The 17,065-nt window shown below is 67.4% G+C and carries 7 protein-coding genes; 1 reads left to right on the top strand and 6 read right to left on the bottom strand.

Features of this window, described 5'->3' with window-relative positions:
• Nucleotide 1: 1 nt before the first annotated feature.
• Nucleotides 2-6,454 carry a type I polyketide synthase gene (locus KUW17_RS21160; protein ID WP_222482297.1) on the bottom strand — a complete coding sequence of 2,151 codons (6,453 nt, stop codon included), beginning with the start codon at nt 6,452-6,454 and terminating at the stop codon, nt 2-4.
• Nucleotides 6,455-6,715: 261 nt separating this feature from the next.
• Nucleotides 6,716-8,179, bottom strand: a complete 1,464-nt coding sequence (locus KUW17_RS21155; protein WP_222482296.1) for a hypothetical protein — start codon at nt 8,177-8,179, stop codon at nt 6,716-6,718.
• 192 nt (nt 8,180-8,371) lie between these two features.
• Between KUW17_RS21155 and KUW17_RS21150 the strand changes: the two genes are divergently transcribed.
• A complete protein-coding gene (locus tag KUW17_RS21150; RefSeq protein WP_222482295.1) occupies nt 8,372-9,124 on the top strand; it encodes a WecB/TagA/CpsF family glycosyltransferase in 753 nt (250 codons plus the stop codon).
• 7 nt (nt 9,125-9,131) lie between these two features.
• Here the strand turns inward: KUW17_RS21150 and KUW17_RS21145 are convergent, their stop codons facing one another.
• From KUW17_RS21145 to KUW17_RS21130, 4 genes are all read right to left on the bottom strand, one after another.
• The gene (locus KUW17_RS21145; protein WP_222482294.1) at nt 9,132-10,082 is read right to left on the bottom strand and encodes a glycosyltransferase family 2 protein; all 951 of its coding nucleotides are present in this window, start codon (nt 10,080-10,082) and stop codon (nt 9,132-9,134) included.
• A complete protein-coding gene (locus KUW17_RS21140) occupies nt 10,079-11,116 on the bottom strand; it encodes a glycosyltransferase family 2 protein (RefSeq protein ID WP_315899416.1) in 1,038 nt (345 codons plus the stop codon). Before KUW17_RS21140 ends, KUW17_RS21145 begins: the two co-directional genes overlap by 4 nt.
• Nucleotides 11,117-11,208: 92 nt before the next feature.
• On the bottom strand, nt 11,209-14,838 hold the full coding sequence (locus tag KUW17_RS21135) for a translocation/assembly module TamB domain-containing protein (protein ID WP_222482293.1): 3,630 nt from the start codon (nt 14,836-14,838) through the stop codon (nt 11,209-11,211).
• The gene (locus KUW17_RS21130; RefSeq protein WP_222482292.1) at nt 14,835-16,637 is read right to left on the bottom strand and encodes an autotransporter assembly complex protein TamA; all 1,803 of its coding nucleotides are present in this window, start codon (nt 16,635-16,637) and stop codon (nt 14,835-14,837) included. The genes KUW17_RS21135 and KUW17_RS21130 overlap by 4 nt, the downstream gene beginning before the upstream one ends.
• Nucleotides 16,638-17,065 lie beyond the last annotated feature (428 nt).

Genomic DNA, 17,065 nt, shown 5'->3' with positions numbered 1-17,065 from the left:
GTCACTCCGCCGCCTGGACGGTGCGCGATGGGCCGGAGGCCGCCGCCCGGTCGGCGGCGTCCAGCCGCGCCTTGACGCCTGCCGCCAGCACGCTGACGTTCGGCACCAGCACCATGCTGTCATGGTCGCCCGGCACCTCTTCCACCTCGACGGCGGGCGCCCATCGGGTCCAGTCGTTGTCGTGGAACACATACTCGCGTTCGCCGCTGACCCAATTGTCGCCGCTCACCTGCCATTTGCGGTCCAGCGGCGGGCGGAACAGGGTCAGCGGGCCGTCCCAGGGTCTAAGGGCATAGGCCGCGACCGCGGCGCGGAAGGCCAGTTCGATCTTGCGGTTGTTGAACTCCGGCAGGGCGCCGGTTTCCGCGGGTTTGGCGCGGCGTTTCCCGAGCTCCCAGGCAATGCGGTTCCTGGCCCATTCGCCAAGGTAGCCTATCCCTTTGCAGCGCAGCTCTGCCAGCTTGATCAGCGCCTTGTCCTGCCGGTTCAGGGCCGGGCGCACCGGCAGCGGGGTGTCCAGCAGGATCAGCGCCGCGGTGTCCTGGCCCTGGTCCTTCAGCTGTTGCGCCATCTCATAGGCAGTGATGCCGCCGCCGGAGAAACCGCCAAGCAGATAGGGGCCGTCGGGCTGGACCTGGCGGATTTCGCTCAGGCAGCTGCGGGCGGCATCGCTGATGCGGCCGTGCGGCGCATCGCCGCCCACCAGCCCCTTGGCCTGCAGGCCATAAACCGGGCGGTCCTTGCCCACCAAAAGCGCCAGGTGCCGCAGGTTCAGCACGTTGCCGAACATGCCCGCAACCAGGAAGAAGGGCCGCCGTCCGGTGCCGTCGCCGGGGTGCAGCTGCACCAGGTGGGTGAATTTCGGCTGTTCCTCCGCCGTCTGCGGGGTGTCCCCCGGCTCTGCCGCAACGCCGCCGCCGGTGCGTTCGATGATCCGTTCGGCCAGTGCGGCGGCGCTGGGGGCCTCGAACAGCACCGACAGCGGGAATTCCACATCAAAGGCGCGTTTCACCTGGGCAAACAGCCGCACTGCAATCAGGGAATGGCCGCCGAGGTCAAAGAAGCTGTCCTCGATCCCCACCTGGCGGACACCGAGGAGGGAGGCAAACAGCGCGGCCAGCTGTTCCTCCACCGGGTTGCGCGGTGCCACGTAATCGGTGTCGAGCTGCGGCCGGTCAAACGTCTGCGCCTCTGCCTGGGCAGGTGCGCTTTGATCCGCCTGCGCGATCAGCGCGGGCAGGTCGAGCGAGGAGACCACCACCTGCGGCAGGCCGGTCCCTAGGGCGCGGGCCAGCGCCGCGCCACCCTCGCTGGCCTTGATGCCGTTTGAGATGTTCAGCTGCAGGCGGCGTTCCTCCGGCGACAGCGGCTGCGGGCCGGCGGCAGGCTCCAGGCCCAGCTGGGCCGCGGTCGCGTCCGCTTTGCCCGGTTCCCCGGCGGCGTCGAACCCGCCGGCCAGGCGCTGCATCCGGAAGCCCTCGATCTCCACCAGCACGGTACCGTCCGGGTCCGTCAGGGTGACGTCGAACGCCGCGGAGGCGCTGTCCGGGGTGCCGGACAGGCGCACATGGCTGAAGATGGATCGGGTCAGCGGCGCAAATACCCGGATGGTGCCATAGGACACCGGCACCCAAAGCGCCTTGCCCTCGTATCCGGGGATCAGCTTCATGGCCCAGCCGGTGGCCAGGTCCAGCAGGCCGGGGTGCAGCAGGCAGCCGTCCTGCGCCGCAGCTTCTGGCAGCGACAGCGACGCCACCCCCTCGCCATCGCCAAGCGCGGCGCGGTCCAGCACCTGCCAGCGCGGCCCGAAATTCAGATGCGCCTCCTGCGGGGAACGCAGGCGCCCGTCTTCAGGCACCTGCTCCTCCGGGCATTGGGTGAAAATCTTCTGGAGGTTGAGCGCGACGGGGCGTTCTGCCGCCGCCGCAAAGGCCAGCATAGCCTGACAGTTCAGACGGTAACCATTTGTAAACTTCGAGTAAACAAAGAGTTCATAACCATTTTCATTAGCTTCGAGCTTAATCAGCGCATCGCGCGGGCTGTTTTCGTCCGCAATCAGAGGGCGCAGGAAATAGAGGCCGCGGATTTCGAACGGGCCGTCGGCGCCGGTTGCCGCCAGCGCCTCGGCGGCCATCTCGATATAGCCGGTGCCGGGCACCAGGGCGGTGCCATCCTTGGTCCGGTGCTCATCCAGCAGCCAGTCTGCGGTGCTGAAACGGGGGGTGAAGATGCGGTTGCCGGACGCGTCATAGCCCTGCTGCTGCAGCAGCGGCTGCGGGCAGGGCTCGGGCGTGCTGGCACCCGCGTTTGCGTTGCGGCTGGCCATGGCGTCGGCGGCCATGCCGGTGTCCGCCCAGACGCCCCAGTCCACGGCAATCACCTGGGTCCGGCCGCCCGCGCGGTGCTTGGCCCAGGCATTGAGGTATTCGTTGGCGGCGATGTAATCCACCTGGCCCGCGGGCCGGGTCACGGTTGAGGAGGAGGAGAACAGCACCATCAGTTCCAGGCTGCCGTCGGGGAACACCGCGTCGAGCGCGCGCAGGCCGCTGACCTTGGGTGCCAGGACCTGGGCGATCTGGTCCTCGTCCTTGGCCAGCAGCGGGCCGTCATTGATGACACCGGCGCCGTGGATCACGCCGGTGACGGGACCGAAGGCGTCCTCGGCCTGCGCGCGCGCCTTGCGCAAGTCGCCGCTGTTGCAGACATCGGCAGCCAGCGGCAGCACCTGGCCCTTGCCATCCGCCTCCAGCGCCATGACAGCGCGGATGCGCTGGGCGGTGCGGTTCGCCGGGCTGTGGCTGGCCAGATAACGCTCCCAGGCCGCGCGCGGCGGCAAGCCGCCGCGGGAGATCAGCGACACCCTGGCGTCATAATAGCGCATCAGATGGCCCGCGATGGTCAGGCCGATGCCGCCATAGCCGCCGGTGATCATGTAATGGCCGCCCTGTTTGAAGGGCGGGGTTTCCGGCTCAGGCAGCGGCTGCGGGCGCCAGCTGAGCTCGAACCGTTTCTCCCCGCGCCAGGCGGCTGAAGTGCTGGCGGGATCGGCCATCAGCTCTTCCAGCAGGCGGCAGGTGATATCGGCCTGCTCGGGATTGAGGCGGGCAAAGAGACCGCGCGGCGCCTGCGGCAGTTCGATGTCCACGGCAGCGCAGGTCAGCCCCGGCAGCTCCCGCGGGATGACGCCCAGGGGGCCTGCGATCATGGCCTTTTCCGGGTAGGGCAGCGCCTCGCCGCGCACCTGCGCGGCGCCGGTGGTAAAGACCGTAAGATGCGCAGGAGCGGGCAGGTCGGCATTGCCAAGTTCCTGCGCCAGCGCGGTCAGGGAATGGAAGCCCATCTCCAGATTGCGGTCAAAGAAGGAGGAGCCGGGGCGGAAGCTCTCCTGTTCCGTCACCAGCCAGAAATGCGCGATGCGGTCCGGCAGCAGCCCGGCCTCTGCCAGATCAGCCAGCAGCGCGCCATAGGCCGCGCGGCCCTGTTCCGGCGGCAGCACATAGGCGTTGGGCGCAAGCTGAGCATAGGTGTCGCCTGCGCAGACCCGCGCGACGCTGTGGCCCGCGGCCTCCAGGCGCTCGGCCACTTGGGCGGCGCGGCCGCAGTCATCCTCGAAGATCAGCCAGGTATGCGGCTCCTGATTCAGCTCTTGCGTCACGTCCAGCGCACAATCGGCCAGCCGCGGGCGCCAGGCGGGGCGGTAGCCCCAGTTGCTCAGGTCCTCATGGCGGGCAGGGGTCTCGGCCTCTTCCGCGGCAGCAGGTTTGCCGGGCTCGATGAAATAGCGGCTGCGCTGAAAGGCGTAGCCCGGCAGCGGCAAGCGGTTGCGGCGCGCCTCGCCCCAGATCTGTTCCCAGTCAGCCTCCACCCCGCAGGCCCAGAGCCGGCCTATGACGCCGAAGAAGTAGCTGTCATCCATCACCTGCTGATCCGGGTGCCGCAGGGAGCTGAGCACTTGGCCGGGCTTCACCGCGGGCGACATTTGCGCCAACGCGCTCAGTGCCTTGCCGGGGCCGACCTCCAGGAACACCCGGTCCGGGGTCTTGGCGAGGGTGCCGATGCAATCGGCAAAGCGCACGGTGTTGCGCAGCTGGCCGACCCAGTATTCGGCATCGGTGGCCTGTTCAGCGGTCAAGGCCGTGCCGGTGCGGTTGGAGATCACCGGCAGTTTGGGGGCCGACAGCTTCAGGGAGCGGATGAAATCGCCATACTTCTGCAGGATGCCGTCCAGCATTCGGGAATGGGCGGCAATGTCGATCTGAATGCGCTGGTGTTCGACCTCGCGGGCGGCCAGGACCGCGGAAAGGCGGTCCAGCGCCTCTTGCGGGCCGGAGACGGCGGTGAGCGCAGGCGCGTTCACGCTGGCGATGTCCAGGTCTTCACCGATGATGGCCTCAACCTCGGCCAGGGGCAGGGCAATCGAAAGCATGCCGCCCGCAGGCACGGTGTCGAACAGCCGCCCGCGCAAGAGGACCAGATCGATGCAGTCCTCAAAGGAGATAACACCGGCCAGGCAGGCGGCGGTGTTTTCGCCCATCGAGTGGCCGACCAGCGCGGCGGGTTTCACGCCCCAGCTGATCCACAGCTGCGCCAGCGCGTATTCGACGATCATGATCAGCGGCAGCTGCACAGAGGGCTGCTGGAGCTTGGCATTGGCAGCGTCGTCTCCACCCTCTTCCGGCAGCCAGATCGCGCGGATGTCGTAGTCGAGGCTCTTTTGCAGGTGCTCCAGCCCGCGGTCCATCCACTCGGCAAAGACCGGCTCGGTCTCATACAGGTCACGCGCCATGCCCGCGTATTGCGCGCCGCCGCCGGGGAACATGAACACCACCTCAGGGCTGCCGCCGAGGCGGTCATGAGTGAATACCTTGCGGGGATCGTTTTCTTCAATCAGGTCAATGGCTTCGGCAGCTGTCTCCGCCACCAGTACCCGCCGCTTGGCAAAGCCGCGGCGGCCTTCTTTGAGGGTGTAAGCGACGTCGGCCAGATCGGCCTCGGGGTTGGCTTTCAGATAGTCCGCAAGGGCCTGGCTGTTGGCCTCCAGCGCCGCCTTGGACTGGCCTGAGACGCAGAGGATCTGGAACGGGAAATCGCTTTCCTCGGACGGCGCCCGTTCGGGGGCCTCTTCCAGGATCACATGCGCATTGGTGCCGCCGACCCCCAGCGAGTTGATGCCGGCACGGCGCGGCCCCTTGTGCGGTGTCCACGGGGTGAGGGCGGCGTTCACGCGGAACGGCGAGGTTTCGAAGTCAATCGCCGGGTTCGGCGCCTCAAACCCCAGTGAGGGCGGGATTTCCTTGTGGTGCAGCGCCAGCGCGGTCTTGGTCAGGCTGGCAACGCCGGCCGCGGTGTCCAGATGGCCGATGTTGCTCTTGACCGAACCGATGCGGCAAAACCCGGTGTCCTGCGTGGTGGTGCGGTAGGCATCGGTCAGGGCGGAAACCTCAATCGGGTCGCCCAGATAGGTGCCGGTGCCGTGGCATTCCACATAGTCGATGGTCTCCGCCGGGGTGCCTGCGGCCGCCAGTGCCTTTTGCACCGCTGCCGACTGGCCGCCGACGGAAGGAGCGAGATAGCCCGCCTTGTCGGCGCCGTCGTTGTTGATCGCAGAGCCCTTGATGACGGCCCAGATGTGGTCGCCGTCGGCTATCGCATCCTCCAGCCGCCTGAGCGCCACGGCGCCTGCGCCGGATCCAAACACAGTGCCCTGCGCCCTATGGTCGAAGGCGTGGCAATGGCCGTCGGGGGAGAGGATCTCGTTTTCCTTGTAGAGGTAGCCGCGCCCCTGCGGCAGCTCGATGGTGACACCGCCCGCCAGCGCCAAATCGCACTCGCCTTCGCGCAGGGCTCTACAGGCGTAATGGACCGCCACCAGCGAGGTGGAGCAGGCGGTCTGCACGTTGACCGACGGCCCATGCAGATCGAACACATGGCTGACGCGGGTCGACAGGAAATCCTTGTCGTTGCCGGTATGGCGCAGCAGGAACATGCCCACGTCATCGACCAGCGCAGGATTGGAACAGATGTTGAAGTAGAAATAGCTGCCCATGCCGCAGCCCGCGTAGACGCCGATGGGGCCATTTATGCTTTCCGGCGGGTGGCCTGCGTTTTCCATCGCGCCCCAGGCAACCTCCAGGAACTTGCGGTGCTGTGGGTCGAGGATCGCCGCTTCCTTGGGGCTGAAGCCGAAGAACTCGGCATCAAACACGTCAAATCCCTGCAGCCGGGCGGATGCGGGCACATAGTTCGGGTCGGCCAGCACAGAGGCGCGTTCGCCATTTGCCAGCAGCGCCTCGCGGTCCAGAACCTCGATGGATTCGATGCCTGCGCGCAGGTTCTGCCAGAACGCTTCGGCAGAAGCAGCGCCCGGAACCGTTACCGACAGCCCGACAATTGCAATGTCGCCGGCTGATTTGCTCGCGGCAGCGCCCCCCGCTGCGGATGTCCGATCCTGCATCGTCAATATCTGACCCCACTGGCCTTTCGCAAACAGCCCGGCACGCCGCAGCCAGTCCGCTTAGCGAAATTGGCAGGGCCTGCCGGACAGGTGTATTTTCGGCTGCCAGGGTTCTCCCCGGCGGTTGGCCCGGCCTGGCGGCATGGATCCCCATCTGTTCCGCGGGGCCGGGTGAACTCAAATTTACTTTCGTCAATCCATGCGGCTGTCCTAAGGACGCATTGTGTCAATTTCGGCCGGAAAAGCGGAAAGATTGCGGCATCACAAGATGCTGCGCCGCTCTGGCCCGGCGGTGTCAGGCATCAGCGCCTGCGTCCCGCCAAATAGTGCCGGTTTTGCGCGGAACAAGTCCGGATAAAGCAGCCGTTCGGCGTAGCCCAGCACCGATCCGGCGCACATCCAGGTGATTGGAATCAGAGTGGCATTCAGCAGCATGTCCATCATGGTGGCGGCCAGGATCAGCGCAATCGGAGCGGCATAGGGCGACAGGCTGCCGCGCGGCGCACGGCCGGCAGCATAGGCCAGCAGCACCAGCGGCGCCGCCAGAAGGCCCATCTCGGCGATATAGCCCAGCCAGCCGAAGGTGCCGAAGACGATGATCCAGCGGCCGTCCGGGATCGACAGGATCTGCCCGGTTTCCGCGTGCCGCACCAGGTTGCGGCCCCAGCCGCCCCATCCGAACCAGGGCTTTTCAGCAGCGCGGGCCAACAGCTGCGCCTCGTTCTCAAAGCGGTAGTTCAGCGAATGCGCCCGCTCGGCGCTGATGGTGCTTGCCTGAGCCACCAGCTCCTCTGTCGGCACCAGCCCGGTGTTGCGCAGCATCGGGTAGACCACTGCGATCAGTGCCAGCAGCAGGGCCGTGCGCAGCTGCCAGCGCACGGGCGCCAGCGCCACCACCGGCACAAAGGCCAGCGCATAAGCCAGCGAGGCGAGGCTCTTGCACAGCACCAGCACCGCAAACAGGTAGGCCGCGGCCAGCGCCAGCCGGATGCGCGCCCCGCCTGCGGCGGTGCGGGCCAGCGCGGTGGCTGCCAGCAGCGCCGACATCATGAAAAAGGCCAGCCACAGCGCATGCGGCAGGAACACGATGGGGCGGAAGCCGCCCTGGCGGATCATCTGGCTGAAATCATGCTGGAAAAAGCCGTAGATCCAGACATTGATCTGCGGGCTGAAGCGGATCTCGATCAGCGACGGGACGGTATAGGCCAGCGCGCCGATCATCAGCGCCAGCAGCAGTTCGCGCTGGGCCTCGGGGGTGGACAGGTAACGGCGCGCCAGCAGGAAGGGGATCAGCACGATCACCTGGTTGATGATCACCGAGCCCAGGTCGCGCCAGCGCAGCCCCGGCAGCTGATCGGTCAGAAAGATGATCGGGTCGGAATTGGCGATTTGGCGGAACAGGATCGGCTCGCCATTGGTCAGCACGGTGGGGATGACCCCGAACACGAACAACAGCACCAGCACCCGCACTGCGGGATGGCGCGGCAGCAGCGGCACCGGCCTGCGCAGCAGGAAGGCACACAGCACAAAGGCCATCACCGAGGGGATCGCGAACTTGTCCATGTCCGGCACCAGCGGCAGGTCGAACTCGGCCAGCGGCGGCAGCAGCAGGTAGCCCGCAATGATGCACCACAGGATCGCCCGCTCCAGCGGCAGGCGCCGGAACAGGATCAGGCTGGCCAGCGGCCAGGCCAGCAGCATCAGATAGGCCAAAGCGTTGGGCAAAGCCCCGTGCTCCCTCAATTCCCCGGTATTTGCGTCAAACTTTACCTGTTGCGCGCGGCGCTGTCGCGCGGATTTGCAACAACGGGTTAACGGTGTGCAGCTTTGCCACGCCAGCAGGGGCGCCGCGTCCGGCGGGCTGGCCTGGCGGCACCGGCGGCGGTATCACGGGGCGGAACGCAACCGGGGAGCCACATGTATTTCGAATGCCAAGGCCGCCGGATTGCGGTGAACACACCCGCCCGCGCCCGGCTGGAGGCTGAAATCAGCGCCCGCTTCAGCGCGGGGCAGGGCTTTGCGCTGGCGACGCTGAACCTGGATCACCTGGTCAAGATGGAAGCGTCGGCGGCGTTCCTGTCTGCCTATCAGGCGCAGGACCTGGTGGTGGCGGACGGGCGCCCTATTGTTTGGCTGTCACGCCTTGCCCGCCGCCCGGTGGAGCTGATGCCGGGCTCCGACATGGTGCTGCCGCTGTCCCGCCTAGCGGCTGAGGCCGGGGTGCCGTTGGTGCTGGCGGGCAGCACAGAGGAAGCGCTTAAGGATGCTGAGGCCGCTCTGACAGCAGCGGTGCCGGGTTTGAAGATCGCCTGGATCCATGCCCCCTCGGGCCGCTTTGACCCCGAAGGAGGAGAGGCGGACCAGATCCTGCACCGGCTGGACGAAACCGGCCCCTGCCTGTGTTTCCTGGCGCTGGGCGCCCCCAAGCAGGAGCAATTTGCCCAGCGCGGGCGCAAGCTGGCGCCTGCGGCCGGCTTTGCCTCTGTCGGGGCCGGGCTGGATTTTCTCGGCGGCCACCAGAAGCGCGCCCCGTCCTGGGTCCGGGCCATTGCGATGGAATGGCTGTGGCGGGCTCTGTCCAGTCCCGGCCGTCTGCTGCCGCGCTACTTGAAATGTATAGCGATCCTGCCCGGGCATACCCTCGCAGCCTGGCGTATCCGGGACCGCTGACGGCGGGCTACTTGTATTCCAATATGCCGCGCGCGCTGCCGCGCCAGCGGTGCCAGTAAAACTCCAGCGCGCCCGCGGCCTCGGCAAATTTCCCAAGCACCGAAAACAGCGCCCGTTCAAATCCCATGCGGCGGGACAGCCGCAGTACCTGGGCCGGGTAGATGAGCGACGCGAGCATCAGCAAGGGATGTGCCAGGGCTGCCAGCGCAATGGCGACAGGCAGGGCGGCGCCCCACAGCAGGGCGCGGCGGGTCTCCGCTACCCAGTGGCGCTCCACCCCCGCCCCATGCAGCGCCGCGCCTTCGGCAAAGGCATGGCCTGCGCGGCGGCTGCGGTTCCACCATTGGCCGAAACGCAGAATCTGCGCGTCATGCAGGGTCATCTCTGCCTCCAGCCGCCAGATCTGCCAGCCCGCTCGACGCAGGCGCAGGCACAGTTCCGGCTCCTCTCCGGCGATCAGCCCCTCGCGGTAGCCGCCAGCGGTATAGACCGCCACCACCCGCATCAGCGCGTCACCGCCGCAGGCCTTGGCCTCGCCAACGGGCGTGTCCCATTCCGCATCGCACAGCCGGTTGTAGACCGACACCTCAGGAAACCGCTCCCGCCGCCGCCCGCAGGCCACCGCGGCCTTGGGATGTGCCTGCATGAAATCCGCGGCGGTGGCGATCCAGTCCGGGTCCACCTCGCAGTCGCCATCCACGAATTGCACAAACTCGATCCCGTTCTCCAGCACAGCCAGCCCGGCGTTGCGGGCGCGGGCGGCGGTGAACCGCTGGCTGAGGTCCAAATTCACCACCGTGGCGCCCAGATCCCGCGCCGCCGCTGCCGATCCGTCGCTTGACCCGCTGTCGACATAGACCAGCTGCTGCACCTGGCCTTGCAAGGAGCGCAGGCAGCGGATCAGCCGCTCCCCTTCGTTGCGGCCGATGACCACGGCGGCGATGGGAGGGGCACTCATGCGGCGTCCCCGGCAAGATAGGCACGGTACTGCGGCGACGGGCGCAGAAAGCCCCGGTGCTGCAGCTCTGCCATACCTGCATCTTCAACAGCGTCCTCGGACCACAGGCTGAGGTCCGGCCGCGCCCGCATCGCGTTGCTGCGCCGGCGGTCCTCGCCGTGCTCCGATACCGCTTCCGCCTGGATCTGCAGATCCCGCGCCAGGCTGTCGCCGGCGAATTTGTAATGGCGGATCAGCCCTTCCATGTCCGCGACCCGCACCCCGGCTGAGGCATGCGGATGCACCGCCGCTTGCACCCCCGGACCGTTGAACACCAGCGGGTGCTTGCTGAGGCAGCAGTTTTCGCCAAACACCTTGCCGCGCACGCCGCCGAACAGCATCTGCGCGCCGCCGGGCGGCAGGCTGTTCTGGCGCAGGTAATAGGCAAAGCCGGTGTCTTCAGACGTGTAATCGGCCGCCCGCACTGCGCTGATGTCGGAAAAGCGGAAGCTGCGCACCGCTTCGGCATAGGAAAGCCCGGTAGCCGCGGACAGCGGCCCCTTGGGGAACATTTCCAGCATCTCGGCTTGCAAGGCAGTATAGCCCTGCTGCGTCAGGTAGCGGGTCAGCCCGGCCAGGCCGGCGGTTTCGCTGCCTTCGAAATCAAACAGCTCATCCATGTCGGCAAACAGGCACCAGCGGTCCTGTCCGTAACGGTCTGCGGCGTAGGCGCGGAAGGTGTTCTCAAACTCCAGCCAGGGCAGGGGGGACTGCAGCACCGCAGTGCCCGGCTCCTGCCGGATGCGCTCGATTGTGCCGTCGGCAGAGCCGTTGTCGAAGAACACGAAGGCCGAGACCCCCAGCCGCCGGTAGTGGTCGAAAAACGCGTCGAGGTAATAGGTGCCGTCACGCACCAGGGCAATCAGCACCACCTGGTCCGGCGCGGCAAAGCGGCGCGCAGGCCCGTGCAGATGGCGCAGCGAGGCGCGGAATCTGGCGCGGTGTGCTGCGCGGCTGGCGCGGTCTGCCAGCCTTCGGGTGATTGATCTGCCCACCGTTCCCCTGATCTGTGGTTGCCCGGATTTCTGCAGGCAGCTTGGCGGCTTATTGCGCCAGCCGCAAGTCCTGCCTGCACAAGCCGGGCCGGTCAGTAATCGCGCTTGAAGAACAGGCCCAGCCCGGTTTCCCCCTCGCTGTCCACCGTTCCCTGAACCGTCAGGCTCTTGGTGATATCCAGGTTGATGCTCAGCTCGCTGTCGCCCTGGGTGTTGACGTTGAAATCGGTGTAGACGTTTTCCGCCACATAACCGCCCAGCCCCAGCTGCCCGGTGCCCAGGTTGTCGGTGCCGATATCGACGGTATCGGCGCCGGTGGCCTGGCGCACCTTGCTTTGGGCGCCGCCGCCGCGGCCGCTGAGGGTCAGGGCCGAGCCTGCAAGCCGGGCCAGCGCCAGCGGCGACAGGTCGCCGATGTTGTCGCCGAACAGCAGCAGCGCCAGGGCTTCCTCGCTGGGCCGCGGCGGGTCCGAGGTCACCTTGATCTCCGGCGCGTCGACCCGGCCGGAAATTTCCAGCGTCGCCGTGCCCTGGCCGGTGGCGGCAGTGGATTTGAACTCCAGATAGGGTTTCAGGTCGCCCAAAAGGGTGATCCGTCCCTCATCTAGCTCCAGCCGCCGGCCCAGGATGTCGAAGGTGCCGCGGATCAGGCTGATCTGGCCGGAGGGCGAGGGGCTCGCGGTGGACCCGCGCACGCGGATCTGGCCGCCCAGCTCTGCGCGCAGGCCGCGGCCGCGGGCAAAGATCCTGGACGGCGCGTCGATCAGGATGTCCAGCGCCGTCCTGCCGGAGCCGCCGCCGCCGCCGCCGTTGTTGCCGGTCAGCCCGGCACGGGCCAGGGTCTGGCGCACCTCGCGCGGCGCGCCGGCGTGGCGGACCGGCGGGATCGGTGCGGAAGAGACCGAGCCGCCCGCTGTGTTCAGGTTGATATTCGTCTCACCGACATTGATCCGGCCGGCCAGCTTTTTGTCGCCGGCCATGGCGCCGGACATTGCCAGGCTGCCGTTCAGCAGGGTTTCGTAGGACAGGTGGTCGGTGACCACCACATCGCCGATGGCAATCTGCAGGTTGCCGTTGAACGGCGGCAGCAGCCCCACCGGGCCGCTGATCCGCACCGTGCCGCCGTCGCGCGGGCGGGCGGAAAGCTGCAGTTGGGCGCTGGAGCTGGCGATGGAAACCGTGGCGTTGATGTCATCCACCCGCTGGGCGGCCGCCGGAATCGCCAGCGAGGCGCCGGGGACCGAGATGGTGCCGCTGACCCCGTCCAGTGCCGGGACCCCGCGCAAGGCCATGTCGAAATTCGCGGGCCCCTGCATCAGGTTGGGCGAGAGAAAGGGATTGAGCCCCTCCAGCCGCAGGGTGCCCCTGGCGGTCACGTCGGCGGTGCCCTCGGCTTCGTTCCAGCTGCCTTCGATGCGGCTGTCGATGCCCGCCGGGCCGCTGGCGGTGCTGTCCACGGTCCAGGTCCCGTCGCGCCGGGCGGCAGTGCCGGTGGCGGCCAGCCGTCCGGGCAGGTCGGGCACCAGCTGCTGCAGTTCTGCCATCACCGCATCAAAGCGCAAATCGGTGCTGCCGTTGCTTTCGGTAAAGCGGGCCTCGGTCTCGACCGCAATCCCGGCAGGGCCGGCGGCCGTGCCGGCAACCTGCCACTCGCCGTTGCGCCGCTCTGCCGTGCCTTCGGCGCTCAGCCTGCCCGCCAGCTGCGGCACGAAGCGTTCCAGCTCATTCCAGGCGGCGGCAAAGGTGAAGTCGGCGTCCCCTGCCAGCGTGACAGACCCGTCCAGCTTGGCGCTGGAGGTGTGCGGCCCCTTCAATTCCGCGACGCCGCTGAAGGTATCGCCGGCCCGGCCAAGGGTGGTGGCCAGCTCCAGCGTGCCGGGCGCCTGCGGCAGCAGCACCTCCAGCCGGGTGAGCCGGGCAGTGATGTCCATCTGCCCGGACTGGTTGCTGAGCGTGCCGGCCGCCTCGGCCTCCAGCGCACTGCCCGCCAGCGCAAACCGGTCGATGGCAATGCCGTTTTCATCCCGCGCGGCCTTGAGGTCAAGCGTGGTTGTGCCCGCCAAAAGCTCATCCGCCTGGGCAATGCCCGCCGACAGATCCTGCGCCTGCAGCGAAAGATCAGTGTCAAACCCGCCGGTCAGTGGGGTGAAAGATCCCTTGACCGCGGCCTGCACCGCGCCGCCCAGCGGACGGCCCGCCAGATCGGAAAACCGGCCCAGATCCGCAGCGCCCGCCGTCAGGTCTGCGGTGACTTTCAGCCCCTCTTCCAGCCCGTCGAAGGCCACATCGCCCGCGGCCTGGTAATCGCTGCCGCGCAGCTCCATGTCCGTGATGTGCAGCGCGCCGGGCCCATCGGTGCTGAGCGTACCTTCAAAGCGGATTTCGTTGCCGGTGGCCTTGGCCATCGCCGGATCACGGGGCTGGAAACCGCTGAGGCTTGCTGCGATCCGCCCTTCCAGCTTAAAGCCGCTGGTCTGGTCCAATGTGCCGCGGCCGGAGATCCCGGCGGTATCCACCAGCGCGCCGGGATGGCTCAGCTGGTTCACAACCCCGTCCAGCACCCAGCGGCCTTCAAGGGTTTTCTGCAGCTGCAGGTCCGCCTTGGCCAGGGTGGTCTGCCCGCCGCCAAAGGGCAGCGCGGCAGCGGCCTGGCCTGCGGGCGGGGTGATTGCGGTTTTCAGGTTGGCGGTAGCCAGCTTGCCGCCCGCATCTAGCGCCGCGGCGCCGGTGATCCGCAGGGCGTTGGTGTGCAGCACCAGCGTGTCCAGTGTCATTGCGCCGCTGCCTTCCCGCACCCCTTTCACGTTGAGCCGCAGGCCGGGGCCGAAGAACGGCCGGTGCACCGGCGGCAGCAGCACGTCGATATTGCCGCCGAGGTCGGCGGAAAACCCGATGTCGCGCGGCGTCTCCAGCGCGGCGTCCTGGGGCAGGGGCCGGGCCGCCAGCACCACCTGGCCGCCCAGCCGCTCGGTGCCATTGGTGCTGAAGGTGATATCGGCGGTGAAATCCGTCACCGGGCCGCTGCCCTTGGCGGTCAGCTGCAGGTCGGGGTTGCCGGGCAGGTCCAGGCCGCGGGAGATCAGCCCGCCTGGCGCTTCGTCTGCCGACAGGTCGAGGGTGATCTGCTGGGTTTCATTGGCATAGCCCGCCTCCAGCCGCAGGTGGTCGCCGGGCTTGTCCAGCCGCGCGGCTTCCAGCTTTGTGTCCAGCGCACCGTCCGCCAGTTTCAGCGAACCCTCGACCCGCAGGCTTGCCGCGGTGCCGGCCAGCGCCTCGCCCAGCTCGATCCGGGCTGCCTTGATCTGGCCGAGTTCGATGGCCACCGGCAGTTCAGGCAGGGCAAAGGGTGTGGTCTCCGCCTCTGGCAGCTCCGGGTCCGGCGGCAGCGGCTCCGGCGCGCGTGCCACTTCGATGCGCTCCGCCGACAGCTCATTGACGGAGAACCGCCCGCGCAACAGCTCCAGCCGGTTCCAGTCCAGCACCGCGCCTTCGACGGTCAGCCAGATGCCTTCCTCGTCGGCCACGGTGATCTTCTTGATCTTGGCTTGCGAGGAAAACGCCCCCTCCAGCCCCGACACGCTGATATAGCGGCTGTCGCCGGACAGGGTGTCCTCCAGGAAATCGACCAGCAGCCCGCCGGCGTCCTCCGTGGCGGTCTCTTGCGCCGCAGCTGGAAGTGCCGTCAGGCCAGCGGCTAGGAAAAAGGCAAGATGCTGTCTCAAAACGCCTGTCCTATCCCGATATAGAATTGCAGCCCGTCCTCGCTGCCGCCGTCCACCGGGTAGGCGAGGTCGAGCCGGATCGGGCCGATGCCTGCCACGTCATAGCGCAGGCCGATGCCGGCACCGGCATGGCGCGACGAGGAGCCGGAGACGAAACTGTCCGCGTCGACAAAGCCAAGGTCGTAAAAGCCCACCAGCGAGATCTTGTCGGTGACCTTGCCCCGCACCTCGGCGGACAGGGCCGCAAAGCTGCGCCCGCCCGCGGTGCCGCCGCCCGCGGGCACGCCCAGCGACTGGTATTCATGCCCGCGCACGGTGCCCGCGCCGCCGGAGAAGAACAGTAGCGTCGGGGAGATTTCGCTGAGCGATGGCCCGACCACGGAGCCGAGCTGCAGCCGCCCGGCCAGCACGATCCGGTCATCGGCGCCCAGCCCGTAATAGGTGCGCCCGTCACCCTTTAGCTGCAGGCCGGACTCGCTGCCGTCAAATCCGATGAAGGGCGATGCGCTGCCTTGCAGGAAATAACCGCTGGCGGGATTCACGCGGCTGTCGCGGGCGTCGTACTCGGCGCGGAACCTGCCAGCCACGTATTTGAAGCGGCGCTTGCCGAACACGTCCTCTGCCAGGGTCGAGGATACTCCCAGCGCGGCCTCCACAAAGAAGGTGTCCGAAAACGTCCGCCGCGCGCCGATGGCGCCAAAGACCCGGGTGGCGGTGTAATGCTCTTCGTCCAGCCGCTCCGCCTCTGCCAGATAGAAGATGCTGTCATCCGGCCCCAGCTTGGCGGGCCGGTCCAGCCGCACCGCGATGCGGCCGTCGATGTCATTGCTGCTGCCGATGCCGCTGAGCCGGGCCTCGATCCGCAGCTTCTCGGCGTTGCCGAACAGGTTGCGGTGCATCCAGCTGCCCGACAGCTCCAGCCCGTCGGAGGAGCTGATCTCGGCGCCGAAGGTCAGGCGGCGCGGCGGCAGGTCCTCGAACTGCGCCACGAAATCGAGGGTGCCGTCCGGGTTCGGCTGCTCCGCCTCGCGCAGCACCACAGAGGAAAAGGTGCCGGTGCGCCGCAGCCGGGTGGCGGATTTGGAGACCAGGTCGGGGTGGAATTCCTCGCCTTCCGGAAAGCCGGCAATGCGGCGGATGGCCCCCTTGCGCACCCTGGTGTCGCCGGTGATCCGCATCTGCCCGAACCGCAGCTTCGGTCCCGGAGCCAGCCGCAGTTCCGCGTCCAGCCGCGCCTGCAGGTGATTGGCGGTGATGTTCTGATCCGCCACCTCGGCCTTGGCATGGCCGCTGCGGCGCCAGGCCCGCACGCCGGCAATGGCGGCATCTCGGATCACCCCGGTGCCAGCCGGTTTGCCGGTGGCAAAGCCTTCAGGAATCTCCACATCGCTGTTTTGCGGATACGGCGCCAGTTCAGCCTTGCCAAAGGCGAACCGCGGGCCGGGTTTTACGGTGATCTCCACCTTGCGGACGCTTTTCGGCGGGTTCAGCGGCTGGATCTGCGCCGCTTCCTGCCCGTCCAGGCGGATGTTCACCACTGGCGAGAAATGCCCGGCGTCATACAGCACCTGCACTAGGGTGCGGTAATCCGACAACGCCGCGGCCAGCAACTCTTGCACATTGGTCTCGCCGCTGGCGGCAACCGAGGCAGAGGCACCGCGCAGCCGCTCTGCAAGGGTGGGGTCCGCGCCGGGGGCCTGCAGCGTCGCTTCGGCGGCGGATACCGCAGGCGGCAGCAGCGCCATCAGGCTGAAGGCCATGGCACAAGCCAAGCCGTTTGGACGGATGGAAAAATTCATGTCTGCTCCCGGCAGCGGGCTTAAAATATCGGGCCCGGAACCACGGCAGGCATCCGGCGCTTGATGCAAGCCTAGCACGGGAAATTTGCAGGATGGAACCAGCAAAGCGGCGGCATTCCGCCGGTGCCGCGCGGCGGCGGATTGCCGCGCATCGGCCAGCCGGGAAAATCCGGCGGGCAATGGCTATTGGAAAGGCTGGCAAAGTATGTACTAGTTTAAATCAGCTCCGGCGAATTCATCCGCCGGAGCTGTCACTGTTTAACCAAAGCACATAAGTAACGTCAGGCGCAGCCACCACTCACAAAGCAGCCAGCCTGACCGGGATGATACCACGCATGATTTTACTGTCCATATAATTGTCAGTTTGATAAAGTTGCGTGGTATCATTTCGCCTTGGCCCTGCCGGGGCAGCAGATTTGATGATCCGG

It is taken from the genome of Leisingera aquaemixtae (assembly GCF_019801145.1).
Lineage (GTDB): Bacteria > Pseudomonadota > Alphaproteobacteria > Rhodobacterales > Rhodobacteraceae > Leisingera > Leisingera aquaemixtae_A.
Note: the sequence above shows the minus strand (reverse complement) of the source record. Positions and strands in the feature narration are given on the sequence as shown.